Source organism: Paenibacillus melissococcoides, from assembly GCA_944800085.1.
In the GTDB taxonomy this organism is placed as follows: Bacteria; Bacillota; Bacilli; order Paenibacillales; family Paenibacillaceae; genus Paenibacillus_B; species Paenibacillus_B melissococcoides.
The window spans coordinates 360,869-380,714 of sequence record CALYLO010000009.1; the positions used below are offsets into that span (position 1 = coordinate 360,869).

Genomic DNA, 19,846 nt, shown 5'->3' on the forward strand with positions numbered 1-19,846 from the left:
GTTCGCCGCGATGGTGGAGAGCGGCGATATGATCGGCGCCTTCGCCGGCCATGATCATGATAATGATTATGCAGGGAGCTTGCATGGCATCCGGCTCGGGTACGGGCGAGTGAGCGGATACGGCGGTTACGGCAGTCTGCAGCGGGGAGTGGAAGGCGTGGCCGTATCAACCTGGATCAGCCGGGCTGCCGCGATGATCGCTTACTGGATTGTATGCAGCCGGCGGCTGGATCAGCCCGTACGCTTGATGCATCCGCTGCGCATGAGAGGAACTGATCTCCGCCTTATTTTCAAGCGGGGCATTCCGTCTGCCGGGGAGCATGTTTCCTATAATTTGTCCCAGGTCGTCATTACATATCTGGTAGCCATGCTCGGAGCGGCGGCCTTGACGACCAAAATTTATACGCAGAACATCACGTCCTTCGTCTTCGTCTTCTCGATGGCGATCGGCCAAGGCACGCAAATCATCGTGGGCCATTTCATCGGGTCGATGCGCAAGGAGGAAGCCTATCATTCCGGCATCCGCCATCTGAAGCTTGGGGCCGGCGTGACGCTGGGCTTCTCCCTGCTCTTGTACGCCTTGTCCGGGCCGCTGATCGGATTCTTCACCTCCGACCCGCAGATTATCCAGCTTGGCCGGCAGCTGATGCTCTTGTCCGTGCTACTGGAGCCGGCCCGGGCCTGCAACATGGTGCTTATCAGCTCCTTGAATGCGGGGGGGACGTCAAATTCCCGGTGCTTATCGGTCTTGTCTCGATGTGGGGAATCAGCGTGCCCTTGGCCTATCTGTTCGGAATCGTAGTCGGCTTGGGGCTGGCAGGAATCTGGCTCGCCTTCGCCGTTGATGAATGGGTGAGGGCGCTTGTCATGCTGCGCAGATGGAGCAAGCGCGGCTGGGAGCGGGTATTCCGGGAAATGCGGCCGAGGAACAAGTGGCGGGGTAGTGGCGAATCCGCTTCCGTTATCGCTGTGGCTGCGACTGAGGACGGTTCCTTGCTCCAGTAACCGAATAACGCCCAGCGCGGCGTATAATAGACCGGTATCTCTGTCGGAGACCGGTCTATTATTTGCAGGAGAACAATTCCACTTTACATCGGGCTCAAATGATGGTATATTAACTTTGTTGTCCTCTTGTTGAGGAATTCAATGTGCGGTAGTGGTGGAATGGCAGACACGCTATCTTGAGGGGGTAGTGGGCGTACGCCCGTGGAGGTTCGAGTCCTCTCTACCGCACCATAACAGAGCGAATGAAGAAGCCTTGAAGATAGGGCTTTTTTTGTTTTTTGGAACTCTTTTTCTGGACGTATAATTTCCGCTTCTTGTACAAAACATAGACACAACGATAACCGTATATAGGAGCGTGTTTAGGTTGAAAAAAACGGTGCTTGGCGTGCTCGCTCTGGTCAATGCAGGCATGGTGGGTCTCGCCCTATTTCCTCCGGTATGTGAAGCGCGCGCCACTTTTGAGACGAACCATCCATCCCAGCGAGTCATTAGCGAGCAAGAAGCGAAGTCGATTGCTCTTCAGCAGGTGAAGGGGAGAGTTCTTCATGTTGATCTCGATACCGATAACGGGAAGATCAAATACGAAGTGATCATTATGACGGATCAGAACAAGGTGTTTGAAGTAGAAATCGACGCTCAGACCGGCAAAGTGCTGAAGGTCGAGCAGGAAGATTAAAACGCATCGCAGGCAAGAAGGGCTGTTCTCTGTATGGAGGACGGCTTTTTTTGTGTTGGTCGTGTTAAAGGGGGCCGGGAAAGCAAGGTTTGTGTTGGCTGTGCGAAGTGGCGGAGGGAGAGCAGGGGTTGTGTTGGCTGTGTGAGGTTGCGCAGGGAGGGCAGGCTATGGACGGGACTGCACGGGAGGTTGGTTGAACGGGAGGTTGAACGGGAGGTTGAACGGGAGGTTGAAAGGGAAGTTGAGCAGGAGGCTGCACGGGAGGTTGAGCGGGAGGCTGCAAGGAAGGTTGAGCGGGGAGGCTGCACGAGGGTTGCGTGGGAGGCTGCACGGAAGTTGCACTTGAAGGGACGTTAGAAGGGGCGTTGAAGGAGCGTAGCGAGAACCACATGCAATGACCGCGATGCGCGCCGGCTTCTTGTTCCTGTGCTGAGAAGATGAATCCTGCAAATTTACATGATTTATCCGCCCAACAAGGGGATTTCGTCAGAATTCCTGCAGAAATACATCATTTCAGGGGGATAAACGAATTGTTGCCGTAATAGGGGGGAAATTGCTGCACTTTCGCAGGAATTGCGCTGTGAGGCGCGAATGTGTGACAAATGCTGCACTTTCGCAGGAATTGTGCTGTGAGGCGCGAATGCGAGACAAATGCTGCACTTTCGCAGGAATTGCGCTGTGAGGCGCGAATGCGAGACAAATGCTGCACTTTTGCAGAAGTTTCACCTTTGAGGCGCGATTACATCACAAATTCTGTACCTCCCTAAGAATTTTCGCTCCCCGCCTTAATTGCGCCATCACAACGCCATTTTTCCCGGTTTTGCCCTTCGCCACACGCATCCCCCGGCCCAACGCAACGCTAACGCGCAGCGGCATATTCAAGACGCATTTCCCCGAGGCTCAGGAAAGGAGGGGATGGCACGCTCGACAGCGGCGGCACAATGACCATCCTGGCGCTCCTGCCGCGCATTCCGCCTTTGTTTCTCATTGACCGGTCTCGGGAGCTATGCTACTTTAATAAAGCGATACTGATAATCATTATCACACATTAAAGTACAGCCGAGGTGCTTGAGTTGATAACGACAATGATGGACTCCGAACATATTTGCCGCGGCTTGGAGCAATTTTGGTTCAAGCTGCGCGGCGTTGATATTGCGCGCTTCGGGCGTATGGAGCCGCAGTTGCTGAATACGTATGTCCTCGTCCTGTCCAAGCATGGCGAAGGGCGCTTGACCATGGATTACACCGAATACCGGCTGGGGGAGGGAGCCGTTCATGTGGCCGCGCCCGGGCAGACGATCGGCATGACGGCGGAAGAGGGGCAGGAGGCGGAAGCGTATGTGATTCGCTTCGATATCCGCTCCGATGCGGAGCCGGAGGCGGAATTTCCGCTGCGCGGGGAAGTGCCTGTGCACCGGGAAGCGCCGACCCTCGTGCTCTGTGAAATATTGTATGGCAAGAGCCGATCCGAGCTGAGGACGGAACGGCTGCTCGCGCAAGCGGCTTTCCACGAGCTGCTGTGCGGGGTGGCAGCCAATATTCGCCGGCTGCCGGACGATCCGCGGGCGGCATTGGAGCGCACGAAGGCGTATATCGACAATCATTTCAACGAGAATCTGACGATCGGGAAGCTGGCGCGGATGGCCGATATCAGTGCGAAATACTACGTCGATCTTTTCAAAAAAACATACGGTCAAAGCACGATCGACTATATTACGGAAGTAAGAATCCGCCATGCGAAGCGGATGATGCTGCAGGCCGATGCCCGGCTGCGGGAGATTGCCCAGCAGGTCGGATACAGCGATGAATTTTATTTCAGCCGCAAGTTCAAGCAGCAAATCGGCGTCGCCCCGACCGTCTATATGAAAAAACGGCGGCGCAAAATCGTCGCCTATACGCCGGGCATTGCCGGACATATGCTTGCACTCGGGCAATGTCCGTATGCTGCGCCGCTTCATCCCAAATGGACGGCTCATTATTATGACAAGTACCGCTTTGATATCCCCCATCATCTGAGCGCCTATCGCTACAATAAGGATTGGAAAACCAATATCGAAGCGTTATGCGCCGCCAAGCCGGAGCTTATCATTTGCGACTCGGAATATTTGCAGCCGGAGGAGAAGCGCAATCTGGAAAGCGTGGCCGAGGTGAAATATATTTCCGGCCGGGAGCAGAACTGGCGGGAGCAATTCAGCTTGATCGCCCAATATATCGGCGCAGAGACGGAGGCGGAAAGCTGGTTGTCCGCTTACGAGCAGAAGGCGGCTGCCGCCCGGGGGCGTCTGCAGAAGCTGCTGTCCGGCGAGGCGTTTTTTATGATGTGTATTCACAAAGATTGCTGTTATCCTTGCACCTGCCGCGGAATGAATGAAATGCTGTACCAGGAGCTGCAGTTGAACAGAACGCCGTATCCGGTCGGAGATTCCGGCAGACAGGCTATGAGCTTGGAAGAACTGGCGCATCTGAACCCCGATCGGATCTTGCTGAATGTATGTCAGGAGCCGGAATCGCTGCAAGCATGGCAATCTGTACAGGCTTCCCGCTTATGGTCCGATCTGAAGGCCGCGCGCCGCAATCATGTCTATCTTATTTCTTCCGATCCGTGGCGGGAATATTCGGCTTATGCTTGCGAGCGGATGATCGACGATCTGATGAAGCTGCTTGCGCACGAGCTTGGGACGGAGGGATAGTCCGATCTGGATTTTGTCCAAATGAATTCCGGAGATTATCCATGTTCGCTTGGGGGAGAGCAAGTATATAATCTTGATTGAGAATCGTTATCATTAAATTGATAATAATTCTCACATATAATTCATTTAAATCATTGAGAAGGAGAAATATCATGAATAAAAAAGTAGGGGTTCTACTATTATCTGTAGCTATGATGTTCAGTGCTGCGGCATGCGGAACAAAGGATACGCCCGCTGCATCGGCTCCGCAGCAGCAGGAGACACAGACGGAGAGCGCTCCGGCTGCAAATACAGACAGTACGGCCAGCGAGACAAGAACGATTACATATCTTGGACAGGAGTATACCGTCCCAGTGCAGCCGGCCAAGCTGGTCATTACGGGCTCGGTGGAATCGCTGGAAGACGCGCTTGTGCTGGACGTGCACCCTGCAGGGGCGATGACGACCGGCGGCGAGTTCGCGCCGATGTTCGCCAAGATTACGGACCAGGCGGAAGCGATTGGAGAGAAATCTCAGCCGAATCTGGAAGCGATCTTGAAGCTGAAGCCGGATGTCATCCTGGCCAGCACCAAGTTCCCGGCGGAGGCCATTGAGAAGCTCAACAAGATTGCGGTCACCATCCCTGTCTCCCATATCGCGACCGACTGGCAGGAGAATCTGAATCTGCTGGCCGAGCTGTCCGGCAAGCAGGAGCTGGCGAAGCAGGCATTGCAGAATTACAATGACGAGGTCCAAACCTTGAAAGAGCAAATCGGCCCCGTTCTGAAGGACAAAAATGTGTTGATTATCCGGCTGCGCGCAGGCAATTTGTTCATCTATCCGGAAGATGTGTTCTTCAATCCTTCCGTCTATGCCGATCTGGGGGCTTCCGTTCCGGAAGAAGTGAAGAAGGCGGAGGCGCAGCAGTTGGTTACGATCGAGCAGTTGTCTCAGATGAACCCGGACTATCTGTTCGTCCAGTTCGCGGAAGCGGAGAACAAAGATAATCCGAAGGCGTTGGAGGATCTGCAGAAAAATCCGATCTGGGGCAGCATCAATGCCGTGAAGAACGACAATGTGTTCGTCAATCTGGTCGACCCGACCGCCCAGGGAGGCACGGCTTACAGCAAAATTACCTTCCTGGAAGCTCTGAAAAACAGCAAGCTTGTTCAAGCCAAGTGAGCCGGTTCCTATGCGGCTAAAGTCATATGCAACACCGATCATCCTGTGGGGCTCGCCTCTGCTTGCCGTGCTGCTCATTCTATTATCGGTTCAATATGGGGCCAAAGATATCGATACCGGCACGATTTATGAAGCGGTGTTTCACTTTGATCCGGGAAATGTGAATCATCAAATCATTATGCACTCCCGGTTCCCGCGGGTGATCGGGGCTTTGCTCATCGGCGCGTTCCTGGCCATTTCCGGTGCGCTGATGCAGGGGATGACAAGAAATGATCTTGCATCCCCTTCCATTATGGGGGTGCTGGACGGCTCCGTATTTGCCGTTACGGTATGCATGATTTGGCTGCCGGGCTCCTCGTCGCTGGAATTGATCGTTTTTTCGTTTATCGGCTCGGCACTCAGCATCGTTCTCGTATTCGGCATGGCGTCGCTGCTGCCCGGCGGGTTGTCTCCGGTTAGGCTGGCCATCTTGGGCACGATTATCGGCACGTTTCTGAGCAGTATTTCGGCAGCGCTGGCATCCTATTTTCAGATCTCGCAAAATATCAGCTTCTGGTACAATGCCCGGCTTCATCAGATGGATCCGGAGCTGATCAAGATGGCGATCCCGTTCGCGGTAATCGGCATCACGTTGGCGGTCGGACTGTCCCGATCGATATCGGTCCTGTCTTTGGGCGAAGAGGTAGCGGTCGGGCTTGGCCAAAAGACGGCATGGATCAAATTCGGCGCCACCTTCAGCGTCGTCCTGCTGACCGGGATATCGGCCGCGATCGCCGGCAAAATCGGGTTCGTCGGTCTCATTATTCCGCATATCGTCCGGATGCTCGTCGGGGTTGACTATAAATGGATCATCCCGTGCTCGGGGGTGCTCGGAGCGTTGTTCCTTGCGCTCTGCGACCTGCTCAGCCGCTACGTGAATTATCCGTTCGAGATGCCGATTGGCGTCATCACCTCGCTGCTTGGCGTTCCGTTCTTCCTCTATCTTGTGCGGACGAGAGGGGGCGCACAGCATGAATAACATCTCGGGCGCCCGCTTTGCGGCTGTACTGCTCGCCGGAGCTGCCCTGATTGTCAGCCTGACCAACGGCATATTTGATATGAGCGTGAAGGATGTTATCGATACATTGCTGCGCATTCAGCCGCAGGATGACTATGATCTCGTCATTTTCGAGTTCCGGCTGCCGCGGATCGTCATTGCCATCCTGGTCGGGATGGGACTCGGCATCGCCGGCGCGGTCATTCAGAGCATTACGCGCAATGGCTTGGCGGATCCGGGCATTCTCGGGATCAATGCCGGGGCCGGCGCGGCGATGGTTATTTTTATGTTCTTTTTCCAAGGTCAGATCAAGGGGACCGGGCTGCTGTCGATTATGGCGATGCCGTTGTTCGGCTTGTTGGGCGGACTGCTTGCGGCTGCCCTCATCTACCTGTTCGCCTGGAAGGACAGCAGGCTGGAGCCGCAGCGGCTGCTGCTTACGGGGATTGCCGCCGGATCGGGCCTGAGCGCCGTATCGCTGTTTTTGACGCTGAAAATGAATCCGAATGATTTCGAAATGGCCGCGGTATGGAGCTCCGGCAGCATTTACAATGCGAACTGGAAATACATCGTTTCCATCATTCCTTGGCTTCTGCTGTTGCTTCCGGTCATTATTCGAAAGTCCTATATTATGGATATTTTTCAATTGCGAGAGGAAAGTGTCATCAGCGTGGGCGTCTCATCGGAAAAAGAGAAAGCCGTGCTATTGCTGTGCAGCATCGGGATCGTAAGCGCCTGCGTATCCGTATCCGGAGGCATCGGATTTATCGGGCTGATGGCGCCGCACATCGCAAGACGGCTCGTCGGAACCGCGCATCGCCGCATTCTCCCGGTGTGCGGAATCGTCGGCGCGCTGCTCGTGCTCGTGTCCGACTATATCGGCCGCACTGTGTTCGCTCCGGCGGAATTGCCCGCCGGCATCGTCACGGCCATCATCGGCGTTCCCTATTTCATGATGCTGCTGTACCGGGGAAGAAAAAAGCGAGGCTAGACAGTTATTTACGACAGATGAGGAGTGGACATTGATGTCTAACAGCCATTTGGCGCCGCTTGAACCGCTGCTCCCGGATCAGGCGGGCCGAGAAGTCACCGTGCCGCGTTCGGAGCAGTGGGATGTCTGTTCCCGAGGCAGCGGCCGGCCATACCGGATTTTTGTGGCCGTCCCAGTGGAGGAGGCGCCGCCGGCCGGCCATCCGGTCATCTATGTGCTGGACGCGAATTCGACGTTCGGCACATTAGTCGAGACGGTTCGGGCCCAGTCCCGCGCCAAAGCGAAAACCGGCGTCGATCCGGCCGTCGTCGTCGGCATCGGCTATCCGACCGATGCCCCGTTCGATCCGGCGCGGTTCTATGATTTTACGCTGCCGGTTGCGGCCGATGAGCTGCCGCCCCATCCGCATGGAGACACATGGCCGGAGATGGGCGGTGCCGAAGCATTCAGCCGCTTCATTGAAGAAGAACTGAAGCCGGCCGTCGAGCGCAAGTTCAACATCGATCGGAGCAGACAGGCGATCATCGGCCATTCGCTGGGCGGCCTGTGCGTCCTGCAAATGCTGTTCACCCGCCCCGAGGCGTTCCGGACCTATATCGCGGGCAGCCCGTCCATTCATTGGAACAGGCCGTTCATCCGGGAAGCGGGAGAACGTTTCCTGGCTCGCATGCAGCAGGAACCTGCCGATATTCAGGTCATGATTGCGGTAGGGGAACGGGAACAAGGCCATCCTAGCCGCATGACCGAGAATGCGAGAGAGCTGGCCGAACGGCTGGCTCGCGTCTCGCCGTCCGGGCTAAGGACCGAATTCCATGAATTCGCGGGCGAAGGCCATATTTCGCTGCTTCCTGTCTTGATGAGCCATGCCGTCCGCTATGCGTTAACGAGCCCGATCAAGCCGCTGATTATGGACGGAAGGGCCGGACGGGTTCGCCGCCCCGACGAAGGGCGCCCTATCCGCGGCCGCAACGAAGCCCCCTATGCCATCTCCGGCTTAGGGGGCTTGCTGTTGCAGGAAGACCGCCGCTTTACGCAATAGTCCGGCTTCTCTCGTTCCTAGTATCGCTTGTACATTCCTGCCGAGCGGGGGTAGGTGTAATCGAAGCCGAACTGCGCGTATAATTGATCGGCGGGCAGATCCGCAATTAAGCTGACATACGATTGCTTGGGCGCGTTCTCGTCCAGGTAACGGGAAATCTCCGTCATAATCGTTTTTCCCCACCCCTGTCCCTGATGGGAAGGCATCACGCAAATATCGACCACCTGAAAAAAGCAGCCGCCATCTCCGATGATTCGGCCCATCCCAATCAGTTCGCCATTCTGCCGCAGCGTTACCGTGAAGACGGAATTTTGCAGCGCGACGGCGGCTCCTTCCAAGCTTTTGGAACTCAGACCGGCTGCTGTCCGAATGGCAACATACTCTTCCGGGCTGGGAGCCTCATGCAAGATAAGTACATTGGAATTCATAATTCCCTCCATTTCCCCTTAACTGGGGGCGGCTCTATGCTGTCATTCAGGGTTAATGCAACTCCATCTCATTATAAATCAGGCTTGTACTTTTCAAAATACGGGATCAAACATCATCGTTATTCATACAGGGCGTCCTTCAGCTTCGTGGACATGCTTGACCGGCTGCGGGCCGCAGCGAGCGCAGACTTGCGGAGCCGTTCATTCTCGCGCGTCAATTCCTCCATCCGGAGCAGCATCTCGTCGAGCAATTGGCGCGCCTCTTCGCTTAAGCCGCCCTCCAGCGCTTTTTTTCTCTCCGCGAACGCTTGAACGGATGTTTCCTTACTCATTGAATTTGCCTTCTTTCTTTTCATCTCTCTGCATTTGTCTTCTATTCAATCCCCATTCTATTATAGGGCAGATGAGCGGAAGCCAAAAGAATATAAAAAAGATGACCGTAATCATCCTATGTTTGTGATACAATGATGGTTGCCAATTTAATCGCAGAAAATCGCAGAAGGGATCCTATCATCATGAATAGACTTTACGAGAGCCGATTCCATCGATGCTGTATTGCATCACTTTCCATTATCGCGGCGGCGAAGGCGGCAGGACGATGACGACCCGAGCCATCCAAGATGCCATGAATGGGCGCCAGTCGCAAATCCGCGCATGTATCTGTACATGTTTATGATATTTACGCCGGGAGCGGTATTTTCTTCGTTCTTTCCGCTATATTACCGCGATATCGGATACACCGACGCGATGTATGGAATGCAGAACGCGATTATGCCGATTATCGGCGTGGTTGGCAATTATCTGTTTGGGTATGTAAGCGACAAATTCGCGCGGATGAAGCCATTGATTTTAGGGCTGATTCTCGCTTTGATAGCCGTACTGTTCTTTGTCTTCCACGTTACGGATCCTTGGACTGTGATGGGGTTGATATTCCTGTTCCAATTTCTGTGGGTGCCGTTAATGACCTTGACGGATGGCATGGCGATGCTTGCCTCCCGCAGACTTGGAGATTCCTATGCGGTCATTCGCGGCTTCGGCGCGGCCGGGTTCGCGGTGTCTGCGCTTGTTATCGGCTGGCTGCTCGGCCGGCTGCCGGGGCATGCCGCCATGGGATGGATTATGATGGCTCTGCTTGCCGCCACCGGCGGGGTGCTGCTGATGATCCGCGATCCCCGGCGGCCGGAGGCGGACGACCGGGAAGAACCGGCCGAGAGCGGGGCGACATCGCGAACGGAAGCGGCGGACATGTCCGAATTTTGGAAATACGTGTTCACCCGGCGCTTTCTCTTGTTCATCGCGGTGCTCATTACGTACAACATGACCTTAATATTTAACGATCAATATTTTAGCTTTCTTATCCGGGAACTGAACGGAACGTCCTTCCATATCGGACTCGGATGGATGCTGCCGGCAGCTACGGAAGTCATTATTTTCCTGTATCTGGGCCGCGCGGGCAGACAGTTCCGTCCGTTGACGATGCTGGCCTGGTCGGCCGTCATTCTCGGCATTCGGGCGCTCGTCATCTACGTTACCGATTGGCTGCCTCTGATTCTGTTCATGCAGGCGGTCCAGGGAATCGGCATTGCGTTGTTCTTCATCTATCTTGCCGAGTATATGATGGACCTGATACCGGATCGGTTCCGGGCCAGCGGGCAGGCGGTGATGCAGGTAGCGCTCAGCATTGGCGCGACGATGACGGGCAGCATTATCGGGGCGTATATTTACAGCCAATGGGGGAATAAAGCGCTGTTCCTCGTGATGGCGGCGGTGTTGGCGATCGCGGCAGGAGGTTTCGCTGCGGCGGATCGGCTGGAACGGCGGCGGGAACGGACAGAAGCGGCCTCCGTCTAACAACCTGACAAACATAAGAGCGGAAGTCTGGGCATTCAGCCTGGGCTTCCGTTTTTTATGCATCACCAAGATTTTTGTTTGGAAAGGTACCTTGCAATATACAGTAGCATATGTTACGATGTACTCAACTTAAGATGTACTCAAATTCGATGGAATCCATATTGACGTCGAGGGGAGGTTGGCTGGGGCGTGAATACGCAATTCAAGAAAGGCGTGCTCGAATTGTGCGTCCTCGTTCTCACTTATGAGAAGGATCGTTACGGCTATGAACTGGTGAACCGGATCTCGGAGAAATTCCAGGTCGCGGAAGGCACGATGTATCCTTTGCTGCGACGGTTGACTCAGGAAGGGCATTGCTCGACGTACTTGAAGGAATCGTCGGAAGGTCCGCCCCGCAAGTACTATAAGCTCACCGAAACGGGAGAGGCGTATATGCGGGATAAGGTGAAGGAGTGGACTTTGTTCTCGCAAGGCGTAGACGAGATCATTAAGGAGGTTATGAATGGTGAGCGAGCGTAAACATCAGTTTTTGACCCGGCTGGAGCAATTGCTGGGAGCGGTTCCCCAGGCGGAGCGCCGGGAGATTATGTCCGATTTCGAGTCGCATTTTCAGGAGGCCCACGAGGCGGGAAGATCGGAGGAAGAGATATTCCGCTCGCTGGGAAGCGAGCAGGCGATTGCCCGCAAGATATTGGCTCAGTATGGATTGGAGCTTCCTAACGGCCTGGCTGCTTCTGCAGTGGACGAGGAAGCGGAGCCGAATGCCGCTTCGCATTACAATGAATCGGCCCGCAGCGCCTTCGGCGCTCCGTTCGGCTCCAGAACCGCTTCTCAACTCCGGCTTATCCGGCTGGACACGGATGTGGTCGATGTTCATCTCGATACTCATGACGGCGAAGACATATCCTATCATTTTGATTCATTCGACGCCGGCCAATTCGATGTGCGGGAAGCCAGAGAAGGGGATGCCTACCGTCTAACCGTCCAGCTTCGGCGCAGCGGAATGAAGCGCTTTTTTTCTCCGGTTAGCGGTGATCTTCATTTTCGAATCCCGGCCTCGTTCGGGGGAATCGTGGAGCTGGCATGCGGATCCGGCGATGCAGAGGTACGGCAGATTCGGGCAGAGCGCCTGGATGCGGAGCTGAAATCGGGCGATCTCACGATTGCTGACAGCTCATGCGGACATCTAACGGCCCGGATGAAATCGGGCGATGCCGAACTCCATGATTGCACATGCCACAAGGCGGATATGCATACGTTGTCGGGCGATATCAGGATATTTGATCTCCGGGCAGACGAGTTTGCGCTGAAGGCGGCGTCCGGCGATATTGAACTGCATCGGTTGGCGGCTCAAGCGCTGCGTGCCGAACTGCTTGCCGGCGATATGCATATCGTTGATGGCCGTGGCGCCACATGGAAATTTACCGCCGCGTCCGGCGATTTGGAGCTGGCGTCCATCGCCGCCGACGTTCACATTGACGTGGCTTCCGGCAACATCTCGACGAAGAATATACGCGGTTCATTAGCTGTCTTGGCCAAGAGCGGGGAAGTCGAATGCGAGCTGGCTTCCGGAACGAGTCAAGCCACAATCGAGAATTTGGCAGGGGATGTACGGCTTCTGGTCCCTTCCGACATGCAGGAGCTGGAGTTGGAAGCGTCCACCGTGCTTGGGACAGTGTCGGTCCGCCTTCCTCAATTCCCGGAAGGGCATGCCCCAACGAGCCGTTTCCGCGGACAGCTTGGGGAGAACGGTCCCAAAGTTCAATTGGCGACGAAGGTAGGCTCCATTTCCGTAGCGTCGATATGAATTAGTAGAAGGAGGACGAGGAGAAAGTGGATTATTTCAGTTCGTACAAGCAAATGGAGCAGGTACAGCGGCAAGCGGCACGGGAGGCGGAGCAGAGCCGCTTGTGGCGAACCTTTGCGGCGGGAAGATTGACAGGTGAGGAAGTACGGGAAAGAGCGCTCCATGTTCTGAATGACTTGCTGAATTCGGAACGCGATGACGTGAGGCTGCGCGCCGCCGAGATTATTTTGAACGGCTGCCGCCGGCCCCGATGGTTCGCGTTAAGATAATGATATCGTCTGCTATAAGGCCGATTCTTCCCTTGCGGGGCAGGAACCGGCCTTTATTCTATGCCAACGGAGCGACCAGCAGATACAGATTGAGCACGGCGGTGATCGTTCCGGCAATCCACGTGAGCGCCTGCATCCGGCACGGAATGGCGAAGGGGCCACTTGCTCCGGTCTGCGGTAAGACGAATGAGCGGAGAGACGGCGAAAGACTATTGCAGCGACAAGCTCAGCGAGGCCGCATGGCTTCCTGTTTTCCCTGCATAGTATGAGATATTATTGCCCTGACCGGCCGCATTGTATCAGCGAGAGCTATTTTCTGGATGGTTAGGATTCACATTTTGCCAAAAGAGTACTATAATAAAAATTGAAGTATTTACTCTCTTCAAAAAAAATAGCCCCGCTGAAAACTAATCTCATTCTCAATACCATGCTGTTCCCTGACAGGGAACAGCATGTCGCATTTTTAGGGGAATAACAACGATAGTCATTATCAATGAAGAGGGTGTGTTTCGAATGAATAGCAATAGCAAGCAATCATTCACGGAATGGATGGATAAATACGGCGAGGCGCTGGCGGCGGCGGGAAGCGCCTGCTTTATCGCGTTGGCGTTTATCGCCGGTTATGTCTCGGAGACGCTGGCGCTCGCGTTCTTTGCGCTCTCCTATGTAATGGGAGGCTGGCTGAAGCTGAAGGATGGGCTGGTTACGCTCATTCGGGACAAGGATCTGGATGTCAATCTATTAATGATCGCCGCGGCCTTGGGCGCCGCCAGCATCGGGTACTGGTCGGAAGGCGCGATTCTCATCTTCATCTTCGCCTTAAGCGGGGCGCTGGAGACCTTCACGATGAACCGGAGCTCGCGCGACATTTCGGCTCTGATGGAATTGAAGCCGGAGCAAGCCATCGTGCTCCGGGACGGGCAGGAAGTTATCGTTCCGGTGGAGGGGCTCCAAGTCGGCGAGACGGTCTTGGTCAAGCCGGGAGAGCGCATTCCGGCGGACGGGCTCGTGCAGGAAGGAACCTCGGCCGTCGATCAAGCTTCGATTACCGGAGAGAGCGTTCCGGTTGACAAAGGCCCCGGCAATGAAGTATTCGCAGGCACGGTGAACGGCCAAGGCGCGCTCTATATGGAAGTGACTCAATCCAGCGAATCGTCGCTGTTTTCCAAAATTATTCGGCTGGTCCAGGAAGCGCAGAGCGAGATGCCGAAATCGCAGCGCTTCATTGAGAAGTTCGAGCGGATTTATGCGCGGGTCATCATTCTGGTCACGCTGCTGCTGATCTTCTTCCCGCCGCTTCTGCTCGGAGAGACGTGGGAGGCTGCGTTCTACCGGTCGATGGTGTTCCTCGTCGTCGCCTCCCCTTGCGCGCTCGTCGCGTCCATTATGCCGGCCACCTTGTCGGCGATCTCGAACAGCGCCCGCAAAGGCTTGCTGTTCAAGGGCGGCGCTTATCTCGATCACATCTCGCGCGTGCAGGTGATCGCGTTCGACAAGACCGGAACGTTGACGCAGGGGCGATTGACGGTAACCGATCTGGAACCGCGCGGCGGACTGCAGGCCCCGGAGCTGATCAAGGCGGCAGCGGCGCTGGAGTCGTTGTCGACCCACCCGATTGCCAAAGCGATCGTCCTGGAAGCGGAGCGCGCGCGGCCGGACGGCAGCGAAGCCGCCTGGGCCCGGCCGACGGATTTCCAAGCACGGTCGGGACTGGGAATCGAGGCAGAGATGGAAGGAGCGCGCTGGCGCATCGGCAAGCCGTCCTTTATATTGAACGAGGCCGATGCGGAGGTTCTCGCCCGGACGGCCGAGCTTCAGAGCGAAGGCAAGACCGTCATTGCGGTCGAGCGGGACGGCGCCGTCGTCGGCTTGATCGCGCTCCAGGATCGGATTCGCCCGGAGACGCCGGCCATTGTCCGCCAATTGAAGCAGAGCGGCATTCAGGTGGCGATGCTTACGGGGGATCAGGAACGGACGGCGCGGGCCATTGCGGCCGAGGCCGGAATCGACCTCGTCTTTGCCGAATTGATGCCGGAGGACAAATTGACGATCGTCAAAAAGCTGAAGTCGGAGTATGGAGCGGTAGCGATGGTAGGGGACGGCGTCAACGATGCGCCCGCGCTGGCCGCGGCCAATGTCGGCATTGCAATGGGGTCCGCCGGCAGCGATGCGGCGCTGGAGACCGCTGACTTGGTGCTGATGAATGATGATCTGGGCAATATCGAACACGCCATTTCGCTCGGCAGACGCACCCAGACCATCGTGAAGCAGAATATTATTTTTGCCGGCGCCGTAATCGTGGCTCTCATCTCTGCCAACTTCTTGTTCGGAATACCGCTTCCGCTCGGCGTCGTCGGGCATGAAGGCAGCACAATCCTCGTTATCCTGAACGGATTGCGCCTGCTTCGCTCGTAAGAGTTATCCGCAATGATCCGATTCCTATCCATATGATGAAATCGATATTTTTCACATACCATACAGATAGCATGACAAAGAGCCGGAGCTGCAGCAGCAGACTCCGGCTTATTTGCGCTCCCTCCAAATTGGGTATCCTAGTATTGTAGTCGGACAATACCGTGTCAGCGGAGGTGAGCAATATTGTGGACGACCGACACCATTATATTTCTGCTTGGCATTTTGCTGCTGGCCGGAGTCGTCAGCGCCAAGTTTTCGAATCGCTTCAACGTTCCTTCGCTCGTGCTGTTCATCGCCGTCGGCATGATCATGAACCGGTTCATCTACTTCGACAACACGAAGCTGACGCAGTTATTCGGAATATTGGCGCTGATTGTGATTCTGTTCGAAGGCGGGATGCAGACAAACTGGAAGCAAATGCGGCCCGTTGTCGGCGCAGCCGTCTCGCTCGCTACGCTCGGCGTTGTCGTAACCGCCTTGGTGTTCGGCCTGTGCGCGGCCTACATTCTCGATATTTCCTGGAAGGAAGGCCTGCTCATCGGCGCGATTGTCGGCTCCACCGACGCGGCGGCCGTGTTTGCGGTCATGGGGAGCCAGCGGGTGAAGCGCAAGCTGTCCTCGACATTGGAGGCGGAGTCGGGCACGAACGACCCGATGGCGGTCTTTCTCACTGTGTCATTAATTGAGTGGATCCAGACGCCGGATGCGAATCTGTTCTACATGTTTCTGTCGTTCCTGTGGGAAATGGGGTTCGGACTCGTGTTCGGGCTGGGCGTCGGCTGGCTGGCGATTCAGATCGTCAACCGCATTCATCTGGACACCTCCGGGCTGTATCCGGTGCTCTCGATCGGACTGGCCATCGTGACGTACAGCGGAGCCGCGATGCTGCACGGCAGCGGGTTCCTGGCCGTCTACGTCATGGCGCTGGTGCTGGGCAACGCCGATTTGCAGTACCGCTTCACGATTACCCGCTTCAATGAAGGCTTCGCCTGGATGATGCAGATTTTAATGTTCATTCTGCTCGGGCTTCTCGTCTTTCCCGGGGAGCTGGTTGAAGTGATGTGGCAGGCCATCCTGCTGTCGCTGATTTTGATGCTGATGGCCCGTCCGATAGGGGTGGCGGCGAGCTTGCTGTTCGGGCGCTTCTCGCTGCGCGAGCAGACGCTGATTGCCTGGGCGGGATTGAAGGGCGCCGTGCCCATTGTTCTCGCCACCTACCCGATGATTGCGGGGCTGGAGCAGGGCCAATTGTTCTTCAATGTCATCTTCTTTATCGTCCTGACCTCGGCGTTGGTGCAGGGAGCGACCATTTCGCCTCTGGCGAGGAGGCTGGGGTTGGCGGGCGATCCGTCTGCGGGAATATCGCAAGGGCTCGAATTGGTCTCTGTCGGGAAGACGAATCTGGCTATGGTCAAGAAGTCAATCGAACCGGGAACCTGTGTCGAGAACTGCACGCTGCAGCAGTTGGAGCTGCCGGAAGATACGCTGATTACCGCCATCGTGCGCGGGGAAGAAATGCTGGCCCCCCGGGGGCATACCCGCTTGCAGGCGGGCGATGTCGCTTATGTGCTCGTGGCCAAAAAAAATCTGAACACGGTGCGCAGCATGTTCACCGAGCCGGTCAGGGAGGGATGCTGCTCCGACCGGAACCGGGAAGCGGACGGAGAGGTGCCATAGTACGAGATAATATACGTCATGCAGCAATAAAAAAACAACTATAGACCGATATCCGCGGCAAGCTCGTAGGTATACGGTCATTTTTTTGGCAAATTTCCAGGGGCGTGCTACATTCTCAGAGAAATTTTCCCTGTTCCTATTGTGAAATAGGACCTATGATCCGATACTTATATTATGTGCCCTTATTTACCATGACAGTGCTTTGCGCAACCGGATGACAACGAGCGGAACTGCGTGCGGGATGGACAGGCGGCCGCTAACCATATGGTTCGCAGGCACCATAGTCGCAGAGCTTGTCTCGAATGAATATCTGAATATCGCCACGAACGGAGATACCGCTATCGCCGTATTCGGAGCTAAGAACGCAACTGTGACAAGGAGATGAAACAATTGAAGGAGAAGCAACAGAAAGACAAAAAGAGGACATCAGGGCAAAAAGCGCCCAAAGCAAAAGCGGAACATCGGAAAGAACGCGCTTTTGTGAACTCGGTGAAACAGACGGTGAAGATGGTCTCTTCCTCCGTGTTCAAAAGTCCGGCCCGATCGGTGGGGGCGAAGCTGTTCCTGGTGTTCGTTATCAGCATTATTGTGTTCGTCTTCGCCGTCGGGATGTTCTCTTACTCGGTAGCGAAGAATGCGATCGAAGATCGCTCGGCGGAATCCAGCTACCAGACGATGATTCAAGCATCCCAGAAGCTGGATATGCAGCTTACGCAGTTCAACAATATGACGATGCAGATTATGTTCGATCCGAACCTGAAGGCTCAGGTGGCGAAGCTGAAAGGGCTCAAGGACGGCACATATGATATGATCCAGGCGATTGACAGCATCTCGAAGACGCTGCAGACCTATAGCATGAGCAACGATCAGATCGAGAATATATATTTGATTCCGAAGGAAAAGACCGATCTGGTGGTCGCCGCCATGGGCGTGCGCCGCGATCTGGATACAGTGTGGGAGTCCGACTGGTTCCAGGAGGCGAAGAGCAGCAGCGGACAATCGATATGGGTCAGCACGCAACTGGGCGGGTTGAGCGATGCCGCGGAGCCGACATTCGGGATTGCGAGACCGATGCGGGATCTGAACTCGGGCGAGGCGGAATTTATTATTTATTTGGAAATCAAGCAGCGCACGCTGAAAAATTCGTTGCGGGACATTCATATCGGTGACGGATCCAGTATTCAAATTTTGAATTCGAACGGGCAATATATTTACGCTCCGGACGACAAGCTGCTGACGCAGGCCGCTGCCGAATGGCTTCAGCCGGTCAAGGAAGAAGGGCAGAAGGAGCTGAGCGGAAGCTCCGTCGTGTATTCCGATCAGGACGGCAAGATGATGCTCGTCTATGATCAGATCAAGGTGAACGGCTGGACGCTTGTCGGAGCCGTGCCGGTGACGGAGCTGACCAAGGACGCCGGCACGATTCTCCTGGTTACGTTCCTGTCCATGGGCGGAGCCGCCCTGCTAGCCATTATTCTCGGCGGATTGGTCATTCAGTGGGTAGCGACGCCGATGGTAAGGCTGCTCGCTCTGATGAATGAAGGGGCGCAAGGCAATCTGGCCGTTCGGGCCACCGTAAAGACCAAAGACGAAATCGGGCAGCTGTCTGCCGGCTTCAATACGATGATGGAGCAGATTACGTCGCTCGTTCAGAGCACCGAGGCGAGCGCACGCTCCGTATTGGACACGGCGTCTTCTCTATCGGAAGCTTCCCGATCGACCGCAGTCTCGGCCAAAGAGATTGCCGTCGCGACCGAAGAGATCGCCAAGGGCGCGACCTCGCTGGCTGTCGAGGCCGAGCGCGGGCATGATCTGACCCATAATATGGCTTCTCATATGAAGCAAGTCATCGATGCGAATGTGCAAATGGATACATCCGTCCAAGCGGTTGCCCAGTCCAGCGAATTGGGGGCATCCAACATGACATCGCTTCTGACCAGAACGGAATCGACAGGGGATATGATGCGCTCGCTGGCTGAGCGGATCAAGCAATTAAGCGAGAGCACGCAGTCGATTCGCAAAGTATTGGAAATGATCCATAACATGACGAAGCAGACGAATATTTTGTCCTTGAACGCGACCATCGAAGCGGCGCGAGCGGGAGCCGCCGGCAAAGGCTTCATGGTGGTGGCCGACGAGATTCGGAACCTCGCCGATCAATCGCGGCAATCGATCGACGTCGTCGGACAGATTACGGAGCGCATCGAGACGGAGATTACCGAGACGGTAGCCGCGCTGTCCGCCGCGTTCCCGATATTCCAGAAGCAAGCTGAAGCGGTGCAGGAGACGGATGCCATTTTCGGCACGGTTCAGCAGCAGATGGGCGGCATGATCGAGCATCTGGGCAATGTCACCGGTTCGATCGACCGCCTGAACGAGGCGCAGTCGATTCTCGTCGAAGCGATGAGCAACGTAAGCGCCGTTGCCGAAGAAGCTTCGGCTACTTCGGAAGAGGTGGCGTCGCTCAGCACCGAGCAATTGAACATTTCCAACCGCTTGGTCGAGCTGTCCCAGCAGTTGGAGGAGGTATCTACCAACCTGAAGGATACGCTCTCCCAGTTCAAATACTAAATGTACAGGCAGGTGCCGTGCGGACCTGCAGCATGTCCGCATCCTTGCAGTCAGGATGCGGGCATCTTAAAAAAGCCAGTTGCAACGGGATGAAGATTATGGTATGTTAGGAATAACTTCACACGAACGTTGGTACGGAAGCACCGTCATCAAGCAGATGGGACATGCAGCGCATGTCCTGCTTGATGGCGGTGCTTTTTTGCGTTTTGCGGATTCGTACCGGAAGGAGAG

At 55.6% G+C, this 19,846-nt stretch carries 17 protein-coding genes and 1 tRNA gene; 16 read left to right on the forward strand and 2 right to left on the reverse strand.

What is annotated here, in order from left to right; genetic code table 11:
• Positions 1–10: 10 nt before the first annotated feature.
• The 9 genes from OCY70_RS28000 (at position 11) to OCY70_RS28040 (ending at position 8,597) form a co-directional block, all read left to right on the forward strand.
• Complete coding sequence (locus OCY70_RS28000; RefSeq protein WP_249724512.1) at positions 11–802, forward strand: MATE family efflux transporter; 792 nt, start codon at positions 11–13, stop codon at positions 800–802.
• Entirely contained in the window at positions 772–1,005 is a 234-nt protein-coding gene (locus tag OCY70_RS28005; RefSeq protein WP_249724514.1) for a hypothetical protein, read from the forward strand. The genes OCY70_RS28000 and OCY70_RS28005 overlap by 31 nt, the downstream gene beginning before the upstream one ends.
• 145 nt (positions 1,006–1,150) lie before the next feature.
• Positions 1,151–1,236, forward strand: a tRNA-Leu gene (locus OCY70_RS28010).
• Between the two features lie 124 nt (positions 1,237–1,360).
• The gene (locus OCY70_RS28015; RefSeq protein ID WP_249724516.1) at positions 1,361–1,681 is read left to right on the forward strand and encodes a PepSY domain-containing protein; all 321 of its coding nucleotides are present in this window, start codon (positions 1,361–1,363) and stop codon (positions 1,679–1,681) included.
• A 1,064-nt stretch (positions 1,682–2,745) separates the two neighbouring features.
• A complete protein-coding gene (locus OCY70_RS28020; RefSeq protein ID WP_213426455.1) occupies positions 2,746–4,371 on the forward strand; it encodes an AraC family transcriptional regulator in 1,626 nt (541 codons plus the stop codon).
• A 152-nt stretch (positions 4,372–4,523) separates the two neighbouring features.
• Positions 4,524–5,531 carry an ABC transporter substrate-binding protein gene (locus tag OCY70_RS28025; RefSeq protein WP_213426456.1) on the forward strand — a complete coding sequence of 336 codons (1,008 nt, stop codon included), beginning with the start codon at positions 4,524–4,526 and terminating at the stop codon, positions 5,529–5,531.
• A gap of 10 nt (positions 5,532–5,541) precedes the next feature.
• Positions 5,542–6,549 carry a FecCD family ABC transporter permease gene (locus tag OCY70_RS28030; RefSeq protein WP_213426457.1) on the forward strand — a complete coding sequence of 336 codons (1,008 nt, stop codon included), beginning with the start codon at positions 5,542–5,544 and terminating at the stop codon, positions 6,547–6,549.
• A complete protein-coding gene (locus OCY70_RS28035; protein ID WP_249724519.1) occupies positions 6,542–7,558 on the forward strand; it encodes a FecCD family ABC transporter permease in 1,017 nt (338 codons plus the stop codon). Before OCY70_RS28030 ends, OCY70_RS28035 begins: the two co-directional genes overlap by 8 nt.
• Before the next feature lie 34 nt (positions 7,559–7,592).
• The gene (locus OCY70_RS28040; protein ID WP_306433904.1) at positions 7,593–8,597 is read left to right on the forward strand and encodes an alpha/beta hydrolase; all 1,005 of its coding nucleotides are present in this window, start codon (positions 7,593–7,595) and stop codon (positions 8,595–8,597) included.
• A 17-nt stretch (positions 8,598–8,614) separates the two neighbouring features.
• Here OCY70_RS28040 and OCY70_RS28045 read toward each other — a convergent pair whose 3' ends face one another.
• The gene (locus OCY70_RS28045; protein WP_213426458.1) at positions 8,615–9,025 is read right to left on the reverse strand and encodes a GNAT family N-acetyltransferase; all 411 of its coding nucleotides are present in this window, start codon (positions 9,023–9,025) and stop codon (positions 8,615–8,617) included.
• Positions 9,026–9,144: 119 nt separating this feature from the next.
• Positions 9,145–9,357: a Ni2+-binding GTPase gene (locus OCY70_RS28050; protein ID WP_213426459.1), complete on the reverse strand. Its 213-nt coding sequence runs from the start codon at positions 9,355–9,357 to the stop codon at positions 9,145–9,147.
• 334 nt (positions 9,358–9,691) lie between these two features.
• Between OCY70_RS28050 and OCY70_RS28055 the strand changes: the two genes are divergently transcribed.
• The 7 genes from OCY70_RS28055 (at position 9,692) to OCY70_RS28085 (ending at position 19,615) form a co-directional block, all read left to right on the forward strand.
• A complete protein-coding gene (locus OCY70_RS28055; protein WP_249724521.1) occupies positions 9,692–10,876 on the forward strand; it encodes an MFS transporter in 1,185 nt (394 codons plus the stop codon).
• A gap of 189 nt (positions 10,877–11,065) precedes the next feature.
• Positions 11,066–11,395, forward strand: coding sequence for a PadR family transcriptional regulator (locus OCY70_RS28060; RefSeq protein WP_213426460.1), 330 nt, complete (start codon positions 11,066–11,068; stop codon positions 11,393–11,395).
• Positions 11,382–12,683: a DUF4097 family beta strand repeat-containing protein gene (locus tag OCY70_RS28065; RefSeq protein WP_213426461.1), complete on the forward strand. Its 1,302-nt coding sequence runs from the start codon at positions 11,382–11,384 to the stop codon at positions 12,681–12,683. The genes OCY70_RS28060 and OCY70_RS28065 overlap by 14 nt, the downstream gene beginning before the upstream one ends.
• A gap of 26 nt (positions 12,684–12,709) precedes the next feature.
• Positions 12,710–12,952, forward strand: a complete 243-nt coding sequence (locus OCY70_RS28070) for a hypothetical protein (protein ID WP_213426462.1) — start codon at positions 12,710–12,712, stop codon at positions 12,950–12,952.
• A 513-nt stretch (positions 12,953–13,465) separates the two neighbouring features.
• A complete protein-coding gene (locus OCY70_RS28075) occupies positions 13,466–15,367 on the forward strand; it encodes a heavy metal translocating P-type ATPase (protein WP_213426463.1) in 1,902 nt (633 codons plus the stop codon).
• Positions 15,368–15,547: 180 nt separating this feature from the next.
• The gene (locus tag OCY70_RS28080) at positions 15,548–17,044 is read left to right on the forward strand and encodes a potassium/proton antiporter (protein ID WP_213426472.1); all 1,497 of its coding nucleotides are present in this window, start codon (positions 15,548–15,550) and stop codon (positions 17,042–17,044) included.
• A 381-nt stretch (positions 17,045–17,425) separates the two neighbouring features.
• Positions 17,426–19,615 (forward strand): methyl-accepting chemotaxis protein, encoded by a 2,190-nt coding sequence (locus OCY70_RS28085; RefSeq protein WP_261948818.1) that lies wholly within the window; start codon positions 17,426–17,428, stop codon positions 19,613–19,615.
• The last annotated feature ends 231 nt before the right edge of the window (positions 19,616–19,846 follow it).

What these genes read in the sequence shown, in the direction of transcription:
- OCY70_RS28035 (WP_249724519.1), top strand. Translation starts at nt 6,542, where the DNA reads ATGAATAACATCTCGGGCGCCCGCTTTGCGGCTGTACTGCTCGCCGGA.
- OCY70_RS28040 (WP_306433904.1), top strand. Translation starts at nt 7,593, where the DNA reads ATGTCTAACAGCCATTTGGCGCCGCTTGAACCGCTGCTCCCGGATCAG.
- OCY70_RS28055 (WP_249724521.1), top strand. Translation starts at nt 9,692, where the DNA reads ATGTTTATGATATTTACGCCGGGAGCGGTATTTTCTTCGTTCTTTCCG.
- OCY70_RS28030 (WP_213426457.1), top strand. Translation starts at nt 5,542, where the DNA reads ATGCGGCTAAAGTCATATGCAACACCGATCATCCTGTGGGGCTCGCCT.
- OCY70_RS28045 (WP_213426458.1), bottom strand. Translation starts at nt 9,025, where the DNA reads ATGAATTCCAATGTACTTATCTTGCATGAGGCTCCCAGCCCGGAAGAG.
- OCY70_RS28000 (WP_249724512.1), top strand. Translation starts at nt 11, where the DNA reads ATGGTGGAGAGCGGCGATATGATCGGCGCCTTCGCCGGCCATGATCAT.
- OCY70_RS28085 (WP_261948818.1), top strand. Translation starts at nt 17,426, where the DNA reads ATGAAACAATTGAAGGAGAAGCAACAGAAAGACAAAAAGAGGACATCA.
- OCY70_RS28075 (WP_213426463.1), top strand. Translation starts at nt 13,466, where the DNA reads ATGAATAGCAATAGCAAGCAATCATTCACGGAATGGATGGATAAATAC.
- OCY70_RS28025 (WP_213426456.1), top strand. Translation starts at nt 4,524, where the DNA reads ATGAATAAAAAAGTAGGGGTTCTACTATTATCTGTAGCTATGATGTTC.
- OCY70_RS28050 (WP_213426459.1), bottom strand. Translation starts at nt 9,357, where the DNA reads ATGAGTAAGGAAACATCCGTTCAAGCGTTCGCGGAGAGAAAAAAAGCG.